This is a genomic window from Aggregatibacter aphrophilus ATCC 33389 (assembly GCF_900636915.1).
GTDB lineage: Bacteria > Pseudomonadota > Gammaproteobacteria > Enterobacterales > Pasteurellaceae > Aggregatibacter > Aggregatibacter aphrophilus.
In genome coordinates this window covers 1,813,248-1,827,397 of sequence record NZ_LR134327.1, presented here as the reverse complement: position 1 = coordinate 1,827,397, position 14,150 = coordinate 1,813,248, and the positions used below count along the sequence as shown (strand labels likewise).

The window sequence follows — 14,150 nt, the reverse complement described above, 5'->3', positions numbered from 1 at the left end:
AATGAAGTTAGCCGCTATTTATACAATGGTACGACCTTCGTCAGGTTAAGTGCAGTCGGAATTTTATCTATTTTTTCAAATTCGGCAGCGTAGGCGTAAGCGTCAACCCCTTCGTTTAGCGCGTGGAGAAAGAGTTCGTTATATTTTGGGTCAATATGCTTGGCGATTTGGAAGTGGTCAAAGCCATCGTGTAAGCCGCAAAAGAAAATGACAGCGCGATGACCGGCTTTTTTCATGGCGATGAGTTCGCGCAAGTGTTTTTGACCGCGAGTGGTGACGGCATCGGGAAACATACCGAGCTTTTTGTCGTTATCTACATAAGTGATGGATTTTACTTCCACATAGCAATCTGGCAGCTCTTTGCCTTTTAAAAGGAAATCAATGCGGCTGTTTTCTTCTCCATATTTCACTTCCGGATAAATCTCGTCATACATGGCAAGTTCAAGGATTTGTTTTTTCTGTAAGGCGTCGAAGGTAAGCTGATTAGAGCGATGCGTGTTAATGCAAACCAAGTTGCCGTTTTTTAATTGAGTCAATTCCCAGGAGCTTGGATATTTACGCGTAGTGCTGTCGGAGGTGGAATACCAAACCGTGTCGTCTTCTGCACCACAGCCGATCATGGCGCCTGTGTTGGCACAGTGTAGCGTGGTGATGTCGCCGTTAGGCAGTTGCACATCAGCTAAAAAGCGTTTGTAACGACGGATTAAGGTAGCCGATTGTAGAGGAGGTAATTGCATTGTATTGCCCTTATACATCAAAGTGCGGTTGACAAAATCCGAAGGATTTTAAACGTCGACTATGCCAACTGTCCCGCAGGGAAAGTCATCGCTGAAGTGATGACGCATCATTTTTCAGTGTTTTTTAACCGGCCGAATATGAAACGGCGGTAAAAGATTCGCGCGTCAAGATAGCAAAGTGGGCGATGAATTTCTAATATTTTATGTTTTATGTGCTATCGCAAATTTCAATAGGGATCACATATCAAATAAAAAGCCGAAAAATTTTTTCAATTTTTAAGGGAACAATGGTAGAGTGACGACTAATTTGACAGCTTAAAGGCGTCATTTCGGGCGGGTAAATTTTTACCTAAGTTTTAATCAATCAAAGGGAATCATTATGTTAATTGGTGTACCTAGAGAACTACTGGATAATGAAAGTCGCGTGGCGGCAACACCGAAGACGGTTCAGCAAATTTTGAAGCTTGGCTTTGAGGTGATTGTTGAACATGATGCGGGTTTCAAAGCCAGTTTTGAAGATCAGGCCTTTGCGGCTGTCGGTGCGAAAATCGGCGATGCGACACAAGTTTGGCAGGCGGACATTATTTTTAAAGTCAACGCACCGACTGATGATGAAATCGCTTTAATTAAAGAAGGCGCAACCTTGGTCAGCTTTATTTGGCCGGCCCAAAATCCGCAATTAATGGAAAAATTATCAGCCAAGAAAATCAATGTGCTGGCGATGGATGCCGTGCCACGTATTTCTCGTGCACAAGCCTTAGATGCATTAAGTTCTATGGCGAATATTGCTGGTTATCGTGCGGTGGTGGAAGCCGCGCATGAGTTCGGTAGTTTCTTCACCGGACAAATTACCGCGGCAGGTAAAGTGCCGCCGGCGAAAGTATTGGTGATTGGTGCCGGTGTAGCAGGTCTTGCGGCGATTGGTGCGGCAAACAGCCTTGGCGCCATTGTACGAGCCTTTGACTCCCGTCCGGAAGTAAAAGAACAAGTAGAAAGTATGGGCGCCAGCTTCCTTGAAATCGATTTCAAAGAAGAAGGCGGTAGCGGTGACGGTTATGCGAAAGTGATGTCCGAGGAGTTCAACCGTCGTGCTCTCGCTCTTTATGCCGAACAAGCGAAAGAAGTGGATATTATCATCACTACTGCGTTAATTCCGGGTAAACCGGCGCCACGTTTGATTACCAAAGAAATGGTGGCATCCATGAAACCGGGTAGTGTAATTGTCGATTTAGCGGCAGCGACCGGCGGTAACTGTGAACTCAGCAAAGCAGGCGAAGTGGTGGTCACTGACAATCAAGTCAAAATCATTGGTTACACCGACTTACCAAGCCGCTTACCAACGCAATCTTCCCAACTTTACGGTACCAACCTTGTCAACTTATTGAAATTACTTTGTAAAAATAAAGATGGTCAAATCGACATCAATTTCGAAGACGTGGTATTACGCGGCGTAACCGTGATTCGTGAAGGTGAAATCACGTGGCCGGCACCGCCAATCCAGGTTTCTGCCCAACCGCAACAAACCAAAGCGGCAAGTGCGGTCAAAAAAGAAGATAAAAAACCGACAGATCCACGTAAGAAATACGGCATCATGGCTGCGGTTGGTATCCTGTTCTTGTGGCTTACATCTATTGCACCGGCAGCTTTCCTTTCTCACTTAACCGTATTCGTCTTGGCTTGTGTGGTGGGTTACTACGTAGTTTGGAACGTCAGCCACGCGTTGCACACACCACTTATGGCGGTAACTAATGCGATCTCGGGGATTATCATCGTGGGCGCATTATTGCAAATTTCACAAGGTAAGGTTTTTATCAGCGTGTTGGCATTCATTGCCATTTTAGTGGCAAGTATCAACATTTTCGGTGGCTTCCGTGTCACCCAACGTATGCTTTCTATGTTTAGAAAAGGCTAAGGAGAAAACGATGTCAGAAGGTTTTGTACAAGCTGCATATATTGTGGCAGCGTTGCTCTTTATTATGAGCTTAGCCGGTCTTTCTAAACATGAAACTGCAAAAGCGGGTTGTTGGTACGGTATTATCGGGATGGGTATCGCCCTTGTCGCCACCATTTTCGGACCGAAATCCGAGGGTACATTGTGGATTATTATCGCTATGGTGATTGGGGGTGCTATCGGTATTCAACGTGCATTAAAAGTCGAAATGACTGAAATGCCGGAATTGGTGGCAATTTTGCACAGCTTTGTAGGTTTGGCCGCCGTATTGGTAGGTTATAACAGCTACGGCTTGCACGACATTCCAACCATGCCGGGTGGTTTAAGTGATGCGGAACAGGTGAAATTTCTTGCAGAACAAGCCGCACTTGCCAGCGTGCATAACGTAGAAGTGTTCCTTGGTATCTTCATTGGTGCGGTGACATTCACCGGATCTGTAGTGGCATTCGGTAAATTAAGCGGAAAAATTAATTCTAAAGCCTTAATGTTGCCACACCGCCACAAATTAAACTTAGCGGCGCTTGTGGTTTCTGCGTTGTTAATGGTGTCGTTCTTAAATAATCCGGACAATATCTTCCCGGTATTGCTCATGACGGTAATTGCCCTTGCTTTCGGTTGGCACTTGGTCGCATCTATCGGTGGTGCGGACATGCCGGTAGTGGTTTCCATGTTGAACTCATATTCCGGTTGGGCGGCTGCGGCGGCAGGCTTCATGCTTAGCAATGACTTGTTAATCGTGACCGGTGCGCTTGTCGGTTCTTCCGGTGCGATCTTGTCTTACATCATGTGTAAAGCCATGAACCGCTCTTTCATCAGTGTTATTGCTGGTGGCTTTGGTAATGACGTTCAAGTGTCTTCTGATACGGAACAAGGCGAACACCGTGAAACCACTGCAGAAGAAGTGGCGGAATTATTGAAAAATTCCAGCTCTGTGATCATCACCCCGGGGTACGGCATGGCGGTGGCGCAAGCGCAATATCCGGTGGCGGAAATCACGCAAAAGTTACGTGAACGTGGCGTGAACGTGCGTTTCGGTATCCATCCAGTTGCCGGACGTTTGCCGGGCCACATGAACGTGTTATTGGCGGAAGCGAAAGTGCCTTACGATATCGTGTTAGAAATGGATGAAATCAACGACGATTTCGCCGACACCGACACGGTTTTGGTTATCGGTGCGAACGACACCGTGAACCCGGCCGCTATGGATGACCCGAATAGCCCAATCGCCGGCATGCCGGTATTAGAAGTGTGGAAAGCGGCTAACGTGGTGGTATTCAAACGCTCAATGAATACCGGCTACGCAGGCGTGCAAAATCCGCTCTTCTTCAAAGAAAACACCCAAATGCTGTTTGGTGACGCCAAAGAACGTGTGGATGACATCTTAAAAGCATTGTAATTTGCGTTTGAATTCACAAATTACAACAAAGTGCGGTCAATTTTGGCCGCATTTTTTATTCTTGTGATAAATTGATTTCAAATAATGAATCTCATGGGTAATGAGGCTATAATTTCCCCGTTTTTGATAAAAATGGAGTAAACATGACAGAACAGGCTTTGCACGGCGTGCAAGACGAATGCGTTGTAACGGATGACATTCGACTGACCCAATATAGTCATGGTGCAGGTTGAGGTTGCAAAATATCGCCTAAGGTTTTAGAGGAAATTTTGCATACCGAAATGGCACCGTTTATTGATCCGAATTTGTTGGTGGGTAATGACACCAAAGATGACGCGGCAGTTTATGATTTAGGCAATGGTACATCGATTATTAGTACCACAGACTTTTTCATGCCGATTGTGGACGATCCTTTTGATTTTGGGCGCATTGCGGCAACCAACGCCGTGAGCGATATTTTTGCTATGGGTGGCAAGCCGATTATGGCGATTGCGGTGTTTGGCTTCCCGATTAACAAATTGCCTGCCGGTGTGGCGCAACGTATTATCGAAGGCGGTCGATTTGCTTGTCAGGAAGCGGGTATTGCCCTTGCCGGCGGACATTCCATTGATTCTCCCGAGCCGATTTTTGGCTTAGCGGTCACCGGTATTATTGACACGGAAAAAGTGAAACGAAATGCAACGGCACAAGCAGGCTGTAACTTGTATTTAACCAAGCCATTGGGCATCGGCGTATTAACGACGGCAGAAAAACAAGGCAAATTAAAAGCAGAACATAAAGGTTTGGCGACCAAATGGATGTGCCAAATGAATTTACTCGGAAGCCAGCTTTCAAACATTGATGGCGTCACTGCGATGACGGATGTCACCGGTTTCGGCTTGTTAGGGCATTTAGCCGAAATTTGTGAAGGTTCCAACCTCAATGCCGAAGTGGATTTCGCCAATGTTAAAACCTTAGACGGCGTGTATGATTATATCGCTCAAGGTTGCATTCCGGGTGGCACTAACCGCAATTTCGACAGCTACGGACACAAAATCGCAGCGATAACCGATCTACAAAAAGCCGTGTTATGCGACCCACAAACTTCCGGTGGCTTGCTTATTGCCGTCAAACCGGAAGCGGAAAACGAAGTGTTCACCGTTGCACAAAAAGCCGGCGTGGAGCTTTCTCCGGTAGGTAAATTAATCGAAAGACAAGCAACATCGGAATTTATTGTGGTGAAATAGTGTTAATTTTCTCATAAAAGAGCGGTCAAAAAATTTGATAGATTTTATGACCGCTCTTTTATTTTTTCCTTTCTCAACATCGCCATTTTTATAATGTGATCCCTATCACGATTCCAAGATTCTCCTGCCTATTTAATTGACACCCCATTCCTGTAAGTTTTTAATACATAAATAAATTCAAATAAGCCAAGCAGGAAGGATGTCAACATGGCAAAGTTAGAAATTAAAAATATCACAAAAAAATTTGGTGATTTTTACGCGGCGAATAATATTACTTTTACTGCCGAAGAAGGCGAGTTTGTCACCTTATTGGGGCCAAGCGGCTGTGGCAAAACCTCGTTGTTGAAACTCATTGCCGGCTTTCATGTGCCGGATGAAGGTGAAATTCTGATCGGCGGAAAAAATGTCAATGATGTTCCGCCGGAAAAACGTAATACTGCCATGTGCTTCCAATCTTATGCCCTTTTCCCTCACCTCAATGTCTCTCACAATATTTGTTATGGCTTAAAGCAACGTTCAATCGATATAGAAGAACAAAAGCAGCGTTTAAACCTTGCCTTGAAACAAATGGATTTAGAGTTTCATAAACTAAAATTACCAAGCGAGCTTTCCGGGGGACAACAACAACGTGTTGCATTGGCTCGTGCTATGGTAACCCGCCCGGATGTAATTTTATTTGATGAGCCACTTTCAAATTTAGACGCTAAATTGCGCGAAAGTGTGCGTTTTGAAATTAAGCAACTTTCCAAGCAATATAATTTAACCAGTATTTATGTGACTCACGATCAGGCGGAAGCCTTAACCATGTCCGATAAAATTATCGTGCTAAATAAAGGGGCGATTGAGCAAATCGGTTCTCCGCAAGATATTTATCATCACCCGAAAAATCGCTTTGTGGCTGATTTTATCGGTATCGCGAATGTCACAGAAGCTAATGTAAAAAATATCGGTGAGAATCTGTATGCGGTCAGTTCTATTTTTGGTGATTTCACCGTGTTTTCTGAGAAAAAGCCGGAATCGGAACGAATTTATATTTGCTTCCGACCGGAAGACATTGAATTGTTACCAAGCGCCCAAACGGAAGTGGAAAATCAAATCGCCGTGGATATTGTCAACACTGCGTTTATGGGCAATATTACGGAAGTGCAAGGTGTGATTAAACGTAATGATGAAGAGAAAAAATTACGTTTGCAACTGACGAAATGCCCAAGTTTAAGCGATAAACTCACCTTTACGATTCCTCGCCACGCGATTAAATTTTTGGAGTCCGTAAAATGAAAAATCTGAAAAATGATCTGAAAGCATGGCTTTTGCTATGTAGCGGCTTGGGTACGATCTTATTTTTAATGGGATCCACATTCTATATTGTGGTTTCACAAAGCCTCGGTTTGTACAGCATGGGCGGTGAGGAAAGCCAATTTAGCCTGGAATATTGGCAGGCGGTATTAAACAGTCCCGTATTTCAAAATTCGTATATTTATTCCGTAAAAGTGTCCTTATTAGGGGCGATTTTATCCATCATCGTGGCTTATCCGATTGCCATGTGGTTGCGTAAAAAATTGCCTGCCAAGGTAACGATCATCACTATCTTGCGGGCACCTATGTTGGTACCGGGATTGGTAGCCGCCTTTTTGTTCGTCAATATGATTTCTTACCACGGCATTCTTAACGAAGTATTCGTTTATTTGGGCATTTGGGACGAACCGAAAACCCTCCAAAATGACGAATTTGGCTGGGGGGTAGTGATTTTACAAATGTGGAAAAACATTCCTTTTGCTTTAATTCTTATTGGTGGGGCGGTCAATTCGTTGAAAACCGATTTATTAGATGCCGCTGCAAATTTAGGTTCGAGCCCTTGGCAACGTTTTCGTTATGTGATCTTTCCGCTGACCTTAGGTGCGGTGCAGGTTTCTTTTATTTTGATCTTTATCGGCGCACTGGGCGATTTTGCCTTTTATAGCATCGCCGGTCCGCGTAGTACTTATTCTTTAGCGCGTTTAATGCAAATGTCCGCCTATGAATTTGAAGAGTGGAATCAAAGTGCGGTCATGGCATTAACCATTATGCTAACCTCTGCCTTTTTCACCATTTTAGTGTCATTACTGATTAAACCATTAGCCGTCAAACGTGGAGAAGTAAAATGAGTCGTTCCGCACAAATCACAACGAAAAATGGTCGATTAATCGCACGTATTTCCTTAATCTTCTTTATTCTTGCCAATTTTATTTGGTTGTTTCTGCCATTTTTAATGGCAGGCTTATGGTCATTGGTGGATCCGTCTAAACCTTGGAGTTATCCGGATATTTTCCCACAATCCTTATCTTTTGAACGTTGGAAAATCGTATGGGAAACCACGTCTTTACCGGAGGCTATGTTTAACAGTTATACCATCGCGCCCACGGTTTCTTTGATCACCATTTTGCTTTCTCTGCCAACGGCCTATGCCTTTGGTCGTATGGAATTTAGAGGCAAAAAATTAGCGGAATTATTAACGCTAATTCCCTTGGTTATTCCGGGCATGATTATCGCGTTGTTTTTCAGCCGTATGTTATTGGATTTAAATATTAATAATCCGTTTATTGGTATTGTTATTGGCCACGTCGTACTTACCTTACCTTACGCCATTCGGATTTTGTCCGCGGGTTTTTCTTCCGTGCCACAAGACCTCATTGATGCCAGTCGTGACTTGGGAGCATCTAAGTTTACTGTATTCAAAGATGTATATATGCCGATGTTAAAACCAAGTTTTTTGGCATCGATTATTTTCTGTTTGGTGAAAAGTATCGAAGAATTTGCTATCGCCTTCGTTATCGGCTCACCGGATTTCATCACCGTGCCAACGATTTTATATTCCTTCCTCGGCTATTCTTTCATTCGCCCAAATGCGGCCGTGGTGTCTATTATCTTGTTGGTGCCGAATATCATTTTAATGATGATTATCGAAAAATTACTGAAAGGGAATTATCTCTCTCAATCCACAGGAAAAGCATAATTTTAAAAAGGAGAAACTTATGCAAAAAAATATTCGTAAACTCATTTCCATTGGTCTTACCGCTGCAGCATTGACTGTAAGCACGCTTGCCTCAGCCGCGATGGATTTAAGCGGAAAATCTTGGGCTGAAATTGAAGAACTGGCGAAAAAAGAGGGAAAGGTCACGGTCAGTGTGTGGTATTTACAGCCGCAATTTCGTAATTTCGTCAAAGCATTTGAAAGCCAATACGGCATTAAAGTCAAAGTGCCGGAAGGCACGTTGGACGGCAATATTAATAAACTGATTGCCGAGAAAAACTTGGAAACCGGAAAAATGGACGTTATCGTTCTGAATGCAGATAGACTCGGTAACGTGGCGAAAAATGACATTCTCGTCAAACTCAACAATTTACCGAATTTCGATAAACTGAACCATCATTTGCAAGGGGTAGAATTAGGTGATGTGGCGGTAGGTTATTGGGGTAACCAAACGGGTTTGGCATATGACCCGTTACGGATTAAAGAAGAGGAGTTGCCACAGTCTTGGGCCGATATGGAAAATTACATTGATAAAAATCCGAAAAAATTCGCCTATTCCGACCCGAACGGAGGCAGTTCCGGTAATGCATTTATTCAGCGCGCTTTAGTGTATATCAACGGCGACTATGACTACCGCACCGATAAAATTGATGAAGCCCAAATCGCCAGTTGGAAGAAAACTTGGGATTGGTTTAGCAGTAAAAAAGATGCGTTAATCCGCACAGCCTCCAATGCTGATAGTTTAACCCGCTTAAATGACGGTGAATTGGTGATTGTTTCCGCATGGCAAGATCACTTATTCAGTTTGCAAAAACAAGGTGCGATTACTGACCGCTTGAAATTCTATGTACCAAAATTTGGTATGCCTGGTGGCGGTAATGTAGTGACTGTGGCGAAAAATGCGCCAAACCCAGCAGCATCACTTGTTTTTGTTCATTGGATTACGTCACCTGAAGTACAGCAAAAATTAAGTGAAGAATTTGGTGTACGCCCACTAGATAGTCAATCAGGCTTGAAAGATACTATTTTCTTCTCAACGCCATGGCGTAAAGCGGAGATGGAATCTTTCACAAAAGAGGTGATTTCGCGTTAAGTTGATGAAAATATGATATGAAATATTGGCTCGCGTTTTTTAGGCGAGCCTTTAATCTAAAAAGTGCGGTCAGATATTGTAACATTTATGAAGTCGTACAATGCCTTTGAAATATGATGAAATAGAAAAGCCCTGATAATACAGGGTTTTTCATTATAGCCAGACTTTGTCTCGCTCTAATGAAAAACCGCCTTCACTGAAGGCGGTTTTTGTTGTAGTTAATTTGATATATTGTCTCTTTATAACCGGATACTTATATTAAAATTAATATTATTTTCTATTAGGCGATATTTTGACTTCAAATTAGGCCCGCAAGAATTTGAACCAATACCACTCATTTTATAATCGATACACAATACATCATACCCCGCGCGAACCAATTCATAAGAATGCGTTTTCTGTGTCAATTCTTCTTGGGTATAAGGTGATAAATTGAAACTAAATGGCTGTTCCGATTCAATCTTAATCAGATCATTTTTAACGTAAAAACACCCATAATGGCTACCATTTTCCTGAGGTTTAAGATAATTAACATGGTTTTGCTCTGCTGTTGTTGAATAAATTCCAAATTGACTTGCGTGATGCTTATCAATATAACTTTCTCCTGCCCCATATCCTAAATAGGTAAAAGGCGTTTTCTGTTTATCCAAGAAGAAACGTAACCCAAAACGCGGTAAAAATGGTAAATGCTCATGGAAAATTGCATCTGTTTTGATATCTAACTTACCATTTGCAGATAACAAATACTGCGTTTCTAATGTCATGATTTTTGATTTTGCATTCGCTACTAATGCACTTTTCACTGACACCACAACGCGATTTTCTTGCAGATGCGCGCAAATATCATAGACTTTAGAATACATTTGATCATAACCGGCATTTTGCCATTGAGAACGAATTAGGCGATCATTATCTGTTGGAGCCCGCCAAATATTCCAAGCTAATGGCTTATAGATAATGTCGTTACCATTGACTTTGATTTTCTCAATTACCCCTGTGACTTTATTAAATTCATAATAGTATTGGCTATTTTGAATAATAATTTGTCTTTTTGTTTCAGTGATTTCTAGCGGTTGCTGCTGAGCTTTATCTAATGTAATAGCAGGCGTATATTCTTTACTTAGGATAATTTGATCAAAACCAAAACAGTGCTCAGCTTGTAATAAATCCGTCTGTTTAGCAGAACAATAAGATAGGTTTAACCATAACAATCCGCCTCGCTCTTTAGGAAGTTGAATTGGTAAAAATTGAGAACAATGAGGTTCACAATCAACAGCTAATGTTCCTGTTTCGGTTATCTGACCATTTTTTACCCATTCATATTTAATTTGAATACTATCTTTTAAATTAGTGAAGTCAAAATAGTTATGCACTTCAACCTGATCATTATTTAAGATTGTTCGTACAGGCCGATTGACATTTTTCACTTCTAATAAATTACTGTGCGGAATACGTTCAGGTGAAACCAAGCCATCCACACAGAAATTTCCATCATGAATTTTTTCACCAAAATCACCGCCATATCCTAATTTTGTTGGAGTAATAAATGGCGCATGATCACACCATTCCCAAATAAATCCCCCACAACTTCCTGAATATTTATTAAATGTTTGAAAATAGTCTTCCATATCACCATTTGAATTTCCCATCGCGTGAGAATATTCGCACAATAAGAATGGTTTCTTCGTTTGTGAATCATCGGAAAAATAGGCATCAATCACCTCTGTATCAGAATACATTTCACTGTATAAATCTAAATACTCAGTGTTATTTTTATGTGCTGAATGTTGGTAAATACTACTTTCATAATGCACTAAACGATCCGGATCCCGTTCTTTTACCCATTGTGCGCAATACTCAAAATTCTTGCCATACCCCGATTCATTGCCTAAAGACCAAATCAAAATCGAACTGCGATTCTTGTCGCGTTCCACATTGGCTTTAGTTCGCTCTAATAATGCTGTTTGATACAAAGGTTCTTGAGCAAAATAGCAAAAGTTATCTATCATTTGTTGGCGAATTCGTTGTTCTTCATTAGCGTTTTCTACATTCAAAAAGATACTTGGTTCCGGCTGTGAAATAGCTTGGAATGATGCGCCATGACTTTCAATATCACTTTCACTAATTACATAAAAACCATAGCGATCGCAAAGCTCACTGAACCACGGTGAATTTGGATAGTGTGCGGTACGAATGGCATTAATATTATGTTGCTTCATTAACGTTAAATCAGTCATCGCTTGAGCGACTGAAATAGCATATCCGGTTTTCGGATCACTGTCGTGGCGGTTTACACCTTTAAACTTAATAGGCTGATGATTCAGCAGCAATACGCCATTTTTAATTTCTACCTTGCGGAACCCCACTTTTTGCGTAATGGTTTCTTCTTCCGTGTGGAATACTAAGGTATAAAGCGCAGGGTTTTCCGCATTCCACAGTTGTGATTTGGTTAAAGGAATATTATCAAGGTGGATTTTTGTCCGTTGTTCATCCATTGTAATTTTGCATTCTGTCTGAACAATTTGATCCGTTGTATCAAACAATGTCACTCTAATGTCAGCCGCACATTTTGCGAATTTTAGGTCGAGATAGATTTGTCCTACGGATAAATCTTCAGAAAGCACCGTTTTAATATGTAAATCTTGCAGATAATTATGTTCCCTTTCCAATAAATAGACGTCTCGAAAAATTCCCGACATTCTGAATTTATCTTGATCTTCCAGATAACTTCCCGCACACCATTTGAGAACAAAGACGGTTAACGTATTTTCACCATGATGAAGATAATCAGTAATATCAAATTCATTGGTACTATGGCTAATCGAACCATATCCTACAAATTCGTGATTTACATACACATAAAGACAAGAATCAACCCCTTCAAAATTCAGTAAATAACGTTTCTTCGGATTTTTATTCAGTTGCACTTGCTTTTGATATACCCCGCAAGGGTTCTCTAACGGGATAAAAGGCGGATCAAACGGAAAAGGATAATTAATATTGGTATATTGATGGGTATCAAATCCGTGATTCTGCCAATTTGAAGGCACGTGGATTTGCTCTACAAACGGAATTTCGCTTATCTTTTCAGGCAAATCTTGCATACTTGAATAATAAGCAAATTGCCATTCGCCATTTAATGATGTGAAAAATGAAGAGTTTTCTCTAGAAAATTGATCTACCTTATCTTTTTTAGCAAAAGGAATAAAATAGCTATGATGCGGTAATGCATGAATTCGTGTAATTGTAGGATCTTGATAATAATTTGCTAATAACATTTTCCTGTCCTCCGAATTTTAAGCGTTGTTCACTAATTTCTTGGTATTTACTAAAGTAAATACAGAAATTGATGTAAATGTAAGAGCAATACAACCTAAGATAAAATAGGTAGATTGAAAACCATACATGTCATATAAAGTCCCTACGGCAGGCGATAAAATCATATTACCAATCTGCTTTGAAAAGTGGCAAGAGACTAAGTAAATGGTTGCAGAAAAACGGACTTCAAAAACATCAGCAATATACTTAAATACTCCAACCAAATAGAATGGCACTTCAAACATATGTAATGTTTTTAATACAATCACGTGCCATGCTTCTGTTGCAAAAGATGAGCCCATAATGCGAATACTCATAATTGATCCTGCAATCAATAACGCATTCTTCGCCCCAATACGATTAATCAATAAAGGCACGAAAAACATAATTGTTGCATTTAATAGCTCTCCTCCCGTTGTTACATAACCAAAGAATTTCATTCCTTGTTCTTTAGATTCAAAAAACGTATTGAAGAAATTACCGAATTGCTGGTCAAAAATGTCATAAACACAAGCCACTCCAACAACATAGGTCAATAGTGCCCAGAAACGAGGTAGAGAAAAGAGCTTTAAGGCTTGTTTTAGTGTAATTGGACTTTTATTTACACCTAATTTATCCACGACTTGAGCCGTATTACTACTATCCGTTTTCGCAAGGAAAATCAGAACCAATAACACAACGGCAGTGGCGGAGCCAAGCCAGAAAACCGCATTCGGTTGAGAACTATACAAATTGCCTGCAATAGAGGCACAAATTGCCCAACCTAACATACCGAATAGCCGTGTTCTGCCATATTCAAACCCATCTAAACGGCTGATACGCTCAATATAGGCTTCTGATGCTGGTGCGCCTGCTTGGAACACAAATCCCATATATGCACCTCCGGCAATAACCCCCAACCATAAATTGGTTTTCAATAACGGAGCAAAAACATAAATAAAGAATGGTGCATAAAAAAGAAGTAATATCGCAAGTAGCCAAAGCAGATGTTTTCGAATACCTAATTTATCAGATAAAAATCCTAAAATAGGCTGAAAGAGTAAAGCAAAAAGAGAAATGAACGAAAAGACGTAGCCAATTTTCTCCCCTTTTAATCCGTGAATATCACCGAGCCAAATCCCTAAAAAAGGATGACAGGTCGCCATAATGAAGAAAAAAGCAAAAAAATACGCACTAAAAATCCAATAATTACTATTGGTTAAGTATTGCGATTTAGATGAAGTTTGATTACTCATCTCACACCTCTGTGTCTATTTAACATTAAATTAGTCGAAATGTTAACGTTATCATTTGTAATGTAAACACATTTATGATAAAAATGTGAAGCAAGTCACAAATGTTAATGTTAACATTTATTTTTTGTGATCTGTGTCACAAAATAAAAGTTAACGTTAACAAAAATCGCAAAAAATTTTATGA

10 protein-coding genes are annotated in these 14,150 nt (G+C 40.9%); 7 read left to right on the top strand and 3 right to left on the bottom strand.

Features of this window, described 5'->3' with window-relative positions; genetic code table 11:
• Window positions 1-14: 14 nt before the first annotated feature.
• Window positions 15-737 carry a DNA/RNA nuclease SfsA gene (gene sfsA / locus EL144_RS08735; protein ID WP_005704153.1) on the bottom strand — a complete coding sequence of 241 codons (723 nt, stop codon included), beginning with the start codon at window positions 735-737 and terminating at the stop codon, window positions 15-17.
• A gap of 379 nt (window positions 738-1,116) precedes the next feature.
• On the opposite strand from sfsA, the gene pntA reads away from it, so the two are divergent.
• The 7 genes from pntA (at window position 1,117) to EL144_RS08700 (ending at window position 9,413) form a co-directional block, all read left to right on the top strand.
• Window positions 1,117-2,649, top strand: a complete 1,533-nt coding sequence (pntA, locus tag EL144_RS08730) for a Re/Si-specific NAD(P)(+) transhydrogenase subunit alpha (protein ID WP_005704154.1) — start codon at window positions 1,117-1,119, stop codon at window positions 2,647-2,649.
• Window positions 2,650-2,659: 10 nt separating this feature from the next.
• Window positions 2,660-4,084 (top strand): Re/Si-specific NAD(P)(+) transhydrogenase subunit beta, encoded by a 1,425-nt coding sequence (pntB, locus tag EL144_RS08725; RefSeq protein ID WP_005704155.1) that lies wholly within the window; start codon window positions 2,660-2,662, stop codon window positions 4,082-4,084.
• Between the two features lie 143 nt (window positions 4,085-4,227).
• Window positions 4,228-5,310: a selenide, water dikinase SelD gene (selD, locus tag EL144_RS08720; protein WP_080987870.1), complete on the top strand. Its 1,083-nt coding sequence runs from the start codon at window positions 4,228-4,230 to the stop codon at window positions 5,308-5,310.
• Between the two features lie 207 nt (window positions 5,311-5,517).
• Entirely contained in the window at window positions 5,518-6,588 is a 1,071-nt protein-coding gene (locus EL144_RS08715) for an ABC transporter ATP-binding protein (protein ID WP_005704157.1), read from the top strand.
• Entirely contained in the window at window positions 6,585-7,454 is an 870-nt protein-coding gene (locus EL144_RS08710; protein WP_005704159.1) for an ABC transporter permease, read from the top strand. The genes EL144_RS08715 and EL144_RS08710 overlap by 4 nt, the downstream gene beginning before the upstream one ends.
• Window positions 7,451-8,302: an ABC transporter permease gene (locus tag EL144_RS08705; protein WP_005704160.1), complete on the top strand. Its 852-nt coding sequence runs from the start codon at window positions 7,451-7,453 to the stop codon at window positions 8,300-8,302. Before EL144_RS08710 ends, EL144_RS08705 begins: the two co-directional genes overlap by 4 nt.
• A 19-nt stretch (window positions 8,303-8,321) precedes the next feature.
• Complete coding sequence (locus EL144_RS08700) at window positions 8,322-9,413, top strand: extracellular solute-binding protein (protein WP_005704161.1); 1,092 nt, start codon at window positions 8,322-8,324, stop codon at window positions 9,411-9,413.
• A 239-nt stretch (window positions 9,414-9,652) separates the two neighbouring features.
• Here the strand turns inward: EL144_RS08700 and EL144_RS08695 are convergent, their stop codons facing one another.
• Together EL144_RS08695 and EL144_RS08690 are read right to left on the bottom strand one after the other, a co-directional pair.
• Window positions 9,653-12,691, bottom strand: a complete 3,039-nt coding sequence (locus EL144_RS08695; protein ID WP_005704162.1) for a glycoside hydrolase family 2 TIM barrel-domain containing protein — start codon at window positions 12,689-12,691, stop codon at window positions 9,653-9,655.
• Window positions 12,692-12,709: 18 nt separating this feature from the next.
• On the bottom strand, window positions 12,710-13,966 hold the full coding sequence (locus tag EL144_RS08690; RefSeq protein WP_005704163.1) for an MFS transporter: 1,257 nt from the start codon (window positions 13,964-13,966) through the stop codon (window positions 12,710-12,712).
• Between the last annotated feature and the right edge of the window lie 184 nt (window positions 13,967-14,150).

Bases quoted from the DNA above. Each gene is read 5' to 3' on its own strand.
- sfsA (WP_005704153.1), bottom strand. From the start codon at position 737: ATGCAATTACCTCCTCTACAATCGGCTACCTTAATCCGTCGTTACAAA.
- pntA (WP_005704154.1), top strand. From the start codon at position 1,117: ATGTTAATTGGTGTACCTAGAGAACTACTGGATAATGAAAGTCGCGTG.
- pntB (WP_005704155.1), top strand. From the start codon at position 2,660: ATGTCAGAAGGTTTTGTACAAGCTGCATATATTGTGGCAGCGTTGCTC.
- EL144_RS08715 (WP_005704157.1), top strand. From the start codon at position 5,518: ATGGCAAAGTTAGAAATTAAAAATATCACAAAAAAATTTGGTGATTTT.
- EL144_RS08710 (WP_005704159.1), top strand. From the start codon at position 6,585: ATGAAAAATCTGAAAAATGATCTGAAAGCATGGCTTTTGCTATGTAGC.
- EL144_RS08705 (WP_005704160.1), top strand. From the start codon at position 7,451: ATGAGTCGTTCCGCACAAATCACAACGAAAAATGGTCGATTAATCGCA.
- EL144_RS08700 (WP_005704161.1), top strand. From the start codon at position 8,322: ATGCAAAAAAATATTCGTAAACTCATTTCCATTGGTCTTACCGCTGCA.
- EL144_RS08695 (WP_005704162.1), bottom strand. From the start codon at position 12,691: ATGTTATTAGCAAATTATTATCAAGATCCTACAATTACACGAATTCAT.
- EL144_RS08690 (WP_005704163.1), bottom strand. From the start codon at position 13,966: ATGAGTAATCAAACTTCATCTAAATCGCAATACTTAACCAATAGTAAT.